The following is a 4,923-nucleotide window of genomic DNA, read 5'->3' on the forward strand; positions in this document are numbered from 1 at the left end:
GGCGCGCCCGGCACGACGGCGCGCCCGCTCGCCGGAGCGGCCCCTGCGGCCGGCCGCCCGAGCGTGACCGTGACGACCGGCGCCTCAGCCGCGCAGGCCGCACGGGCCGCCTCTGGTGCCCCTGGCGACTTCAAAGCCGGCGATAAAGTATCGCACGGCAAATGGGGCACCGGCACGATCGTTGCCGTCAAAGGCTCCGGCAACGACATGGAGCTGCAGATCGCTTTCCCGGCTCCCGTCGGCGTGAAACGCCTGCTCGCCGGGTTCGCTCCCATTACAAAGGTCGAAGAGTAAGCAGCGCACCCGCATCACCCGTGTCACAAGTGTCACCCGCGTCATCAGCTCAGGGGCGGAAGCCCTTTTTCAACTGGGCTCTGCCCCTTGCGCCTGATGCACCGCATCCTGACGCCGCCAGCCGGAAGCTGTTTCACTGTCACTAGGGCGCCATTCTTGCGTCCAGTACGCTTCTGCCCCTACCGCCACCGGTCTTGACCGGTTTAAACCGGGTTAGAACTCCGGACATTGGCGACACTAAACCTATCGAGAGTCCGGCCGGCAGCGGACGTTCCATTCCGTTCCGTTCCGTTCTGTTCTGTTCTGTTCTGTTCTGTTCTGTTCTGTTCCATTCCGTTCCATTCCGTTCTGTTCCGCCGTTCTCTCTCATACCTGCAACCATGATAAGGAGATGTGCTGCTTCAGCTGTCTCCTTATCTCCTATTTTTCATTCAAGAGTTCAGTCTATATAACCATAAAATACATAAATCTGGAGGGTTGTCCCCGCATGGATCCCATGAAGAGGATGGAAGAGCTCGTAGAGGAGCTTGGTAAATTAAACTACCATTACTACACGCTCGATGAGCCGCTGGTCAGCGATAAGGAATACGATACGCTTTATGATGAGCTGGTCCGGCTGGAGACCGAAACCGGTATGGTGCTACCCGATTCTCCGACGCAGCGTGTTGGCGGTGAGCTGCTCAGCGGCTTTACACCGCATCGGCACATCGTGTCTTTGTGGAGCCTGGATAAAGCCCAGAACGAAGAACAGCTGGCGGCCTGGAACAACCGTGTCGTCAAGCTGTGGAACGATTATAATGCCAAGAACCCGGATAGTCCTCTTCCGCCGCTTTCCTATGCGGTTGAGCTGAAATTTGACGGCCTTACGCTGAATTTGACTTATACGGACGGCAAGCTTGTGCAGGCTTCCACCCGGGGCAATGGAGTAGTAGGGGAAGGGATCCTGGCCCAGGTAAAAACCATCAAATCCGTGCCGCTCACCATCCCCTTCCGCGACGGAACGATTGAAGTTCAGGGCGAGGGCATCATGAACCTGTCGATTCTGGCGGCCTACAACGAACAGGCGGCAGAGCCGCTGAAGAACGCGCGCAACGCAGCTGCAGGCGCTCTCCGGAACCTGGATCCGAAGACGACAGCCAAACGCAAGCTGAGCGCCTATTTTTACAATGTCGGTTATGCGGAGAGAATCAGCTTCGGCGATCACCGCGAAATGATGGACTTCCTGCGCGATAACAAGTTTAAGGTGAATCCTTTTATTTCTTATTTCGACGACTTCAGCGAGGTTTCTGCACAGCTGCAGCAGATTCAGGAGCAGCGCAGCTCGCTCGATTATCTGATCGACGGGGCGGTTATTAAAGTGACCGATATGCGGACCCGCGAGGTGCTCGGCTATACCGACAAGTTCCCGCGCTGGGCGGTTGCTTTCAAATTTGAGGCCGAAGAGACTACAACCGTGCTGGAATCCGTCACCTGGAACGTAGGACGCACCGGAAAAATCACCCCGCTGGCACGTGTAGAACCCGTAGAACTGGCGGGGGTCACCGTTCAGAACTGTACCCTTAACAATGTAGGGGACATCGAACGCAAGAACCTCAAATTCGCCCTCGGCACGCGCGTCTTTATCCGCCGCTCCAATGACGTAATTCCGGAGATCCTCGGTAAAGTCACAGACGAGAATGACGGCGAGGAGATTGTTTATCCGGACAATTGCCCGGCCTGCGGATTCCCGCTGCAGCAGCGCGGCGCGCATCTGTTCTGCGACAACCGTTTTGGCTGCCGTCCGCAGATTGTAGGGCGCATTACGCATTTTGCTTCCCGCGATGCCATGGATATCGAGACGTTCAGCGACAAAACTGCCGGACAGCTCTACGACGAGCTGGAGCTCAGAGAGCCTGCCGATTTGTACAGTCTGGAATATGAAAGTCTATTAAAGCTTGAGCGCTTCGGAGAGAAGAAAGCCCGCAACCTCCTTGATGCCATAGAGACCAGCAAGAGCCGGGATTTAGCCTCTTTCCTGTTCGCCTTAGGGATTCCCAACACGGGAAAATCCACCACCAAGCTGCTCGCCGACCATTTCGGCTCATTAGATGCGGTTATGAGCGCAGATGTCGAGGAACTGACGGCGCTGCCGGATATCGGCGGTATTGTGGCGGAGTCGATCGTGGGGTATTTTGCAGACCCGTTTAATCAGGCCTCGATTCGAAAAATGCTTGAGCTCGGCGTGCAGGCCAAGGCACCTGTCCAGGCTGCTCCGGCCCGAACCGACTCCTACTTCAGCGGCAAGACCGTTGTCCTGACAGGCACTCTGCACAAAATGTCGCGAGACGAAGCCGCCGAACGCCTTGAAGCTTTGGGAGCCAAGGTGACCGGCAGCGTCTCCAAGAAGACCGATCTGGTCATCGCCGGAGAAAAAGCCGGCAGCAAGCTCGCCAAAGCTCAGCAGTTAGGCATTGAAGTTATTGAGGATGAAGACGAGTTCATCCGGCTGCTCGAAGGTTGATCTGTTATCCGGCGCTTGGCAGTTCCACTGCCAGGCGCTTTATTTTTCAGCGGTCTATTTATGCTGAACAATAATTTCACGAGTACTTTGTTGAATATATTGAATGATCCCGCCCCGTACTTACTGTTCTTGGTGCTGTTTATGCTGTTCTTTGTTCCTGGATCCTCATTTTTATTCAAGTTTCCGTTGCCCCTTTTGTGGACACCCAAGCGTCCTTGTCATAGCCCCGCTGCTCCCAATATCCGATATGCTCCTCCGCGATCAGCTCAATCCGGTTCAGCCATTTGACCGATTTATAGGCATACATTTTTGGAGTGATAAGCCGTACAGGCCCGCCAAGATCGCTTGGAATAGGCTGCCCGTCATGCAGCACTGCCACCATCATATCGTCATAGTTTGCCTGCTGCAGGCTCAAGCAATCCGTATAAACCTCGTCCCCCGAGTAAAATTTCACGAATTTTGCCTCGTCCTTTACACCAGCCATCTTCAGAAGCTGCTTCAGCTGAATACCTTCCCAGGTATTTTGATACACAGACCATCCGGTCACACAGTGAAAATCGCTGACCTGCACGGTCCGCTGCTGCTGCAGGAACTGCTCCCAATTCCAGTGAATTTTCTTCTCTACGAGCCCGTCAATTGTCAAAGACCAAGTCGCATTGTCAAACGCCGGTATCTCCGTTACCGTGTACACCCTGAATTCGCCTTTGGCTCCGCCGCCGACGGGAGGGAGGGATTGGGGGGAAGGCTTGGGAGGCGGAACCATCCGGTTGGCATCGTTTGCGATCAAATCTTCGATTGTATCGGTTTTCCATAAATCTTTTCCAATCCATTTCAGAAGGGGAGGACCAAATACAACAGCCAAAATGCCGGCAAGAGACCATTTCAGAAATACACGCCGGGAGTATAAGGGACGCTCGTCTTCAAGCCCGAGTTTAGCTGGGGTGTCATTCTTTATTGCTCTGCGCTCAGGCTCTTCTTTTAACCATTTGATGCGGGTGACGGAATGATAGATGATGTACGGCAGTCCAATCCATGTGAGGAGATCGTGAATCCGCAGGGCGGGATTGGTCCAGGAAGGGCCGAAGAGTTTGAGCTGCCACAAAATCACTCCGGATAAGATCCAGCCTGCCAGCAGAAGAAGGATCACAATCACATTGGCTTTCTGCTTAGGTCTGCTGCGAAGCTGCTTCCAGTGCTTGCCGGCAAGAAGGAGATAATAGGCAACAGGAGCAATAAGAAGAAGGCCAGCGTAGATATGTATCCATTTTATCCACACCCGCCCTTCGCCAAGTCTTTCCCTCCAATAGCCGCTGATTAGAATGAGACCGCTTATAGCGAGAATCAGGACGATCCATGCATTCCAGGAATGGAGATGCCTCAGCTTTCTGCCATAGCCTTTTCGGATTTTAGCGAGCCATTGAGCCAATAGGGTCGGCCTCCTTATTCCGTAATTTATGATGCCGTTTGTACTTATTATACGTTGGGCTTCAAGCGATTTCGAACTTAAGTTAGTGATGCTGAGAACAGCACTGGGAATGACTCCCTCTAAAAAAGATTAGAAATCAAGTTGCCAAGCGATACGGGATATGTTATATTATTTCTTGTCGCTTCGAGAGCTTGTTTGATACCTGATGAAAAATGTTGTCGAACAAAGAAGTTGACAAGTAGTTATTAAGTTGATATAATCTTTAAATGTTCGACAAAGAAATTAAAAGAACAAGTTCCTTGAAAACTGAACAAATGAATTACGTTAAATGTTTTAATGGCTTTTAAATAGTCAGATTCAAAATGAGTCACAAACTTTACTTTTATGGAGAGTTTGATCCTGGCTCAGGACGAACGCTGGCGGCGTGCCTAATACATGCAAGTCGAGCGGACTAATAGGTTCTTCGGAACCTGTTGGTTAGCGGCGGACGGGTGAGTAACACGTAGGCAACCTGCCTGCAAGACTGGGATAACTACCGGAAACGGTAGCTAATACCGGATACGCAAGGGAGTCGCATGATTCCTTTGGGAAAGATGGAGCAATCTATCACTTGCAGATGGGCCTGCGGCGCATTAGCTAGTAGGTGAGGTAACGGCTCACCTAGGCGACGATGCGTAGCCGACCTGAGAGGGTGAACGGCCAC

Annotated in this window: 3 protein-coding genes, 1 rRNA gene and 1 pseudogene; 3 read left to right on the plus strand and 2 right to left on the minus strand. The window is 52.7% G+C overall.

Annotated features, from left to right (window positions below):
- Positions 1 to 294, plus strand: a pseudogene (locus tag FCN15_RS18930) (ATP-dependent DNA helicase PcrA); the annotation flags it as partial.
- Between the two features lie 142 nt (positions 295 to 436).
- On the opposite strand, the gene FCN15_RS18935 reads toward FCN15_RS18930, so the two are convergent.
- A complete protein-coding gene (locus FCN15_RS18935) occupies positions 437 to 676 on the minus strand; it encodes a hypothetical protein (RefSeq protein ID WP_138496658.1) in 240 nt (79 codons plus the stop codon).
- 105 nt (positions 677 to 781) lie between these two features.
- On the opposite strand from FCN15_RS18935, the gene ligA reads away from it, so the two are divergent.
- The gene (ligA, locus tag FCN15_RS18940; protein WP_138496660.1) at positions 782 to 2,794 is read left to right on the plus strand and encodes an NAD-dependent DNA ligase LigA; all 2,013 of its coding nucleotides are present in this window, start codon (positions 782 to 784) and stop codon (positions 2,792 to 2,794) included.
- Between the two features lie 175 nt (positions 2,795 to 2,969).
- Here the strand turns inward: ligA and FCN15_RS18945 are convergent, their stop codons facing one another.
- The gene (locus FCN15_RS18945; protein ID WP_138496662.1) at positions 2,970 to 4,220 is read right to left on the minus strand and encodes a molybdopterin-dependent oxidoreductase; all 1,251 of its coding nucleotides are present in this window, start codon (positions 4,218 to 4,220) and stop codon (positions 2,970 to 2,972) included.
- A gap of 381 nt (positions 4,221 to 4,601) precedes the next feature.
- Here FCN15_RS18945 and FCN15_RS18950 point away from each other — a divergent pair.
- Positions 4,602 to 4,923, plus strand: a 16S ribosomal RNA gene (locus tag FCN15_RS18950); the annotation flags it as partial.

The sequence above is a fragment of the Paenibacillus pinistramenti genome (genome assembly GCF_005869875.1).
Classification (GTDB): domain Bacteria; phylum Bacillota; class Bacilli; order Paenibacillales; family Paenibacillaceae; genus Fontibacillus; species Fontibacillus pinistramenti.

Excerpts from the sequence above, each read along its gene's own strand:
- ligA (WP_138496660.1), top strand. The coding sequence starts at position 782 with ATGGATCCCATGAAGAGGATGGAAGAGCTCGTAGAGGAGCTTGGTAAA.
- FCN15_RS18935 (WP_138496658.1), bottom strand. The coding sequence starts at position 676 with ATGGTTGCAGGTATGAGAGAGAACGGCGGAACAGAACGGAATGGAACG.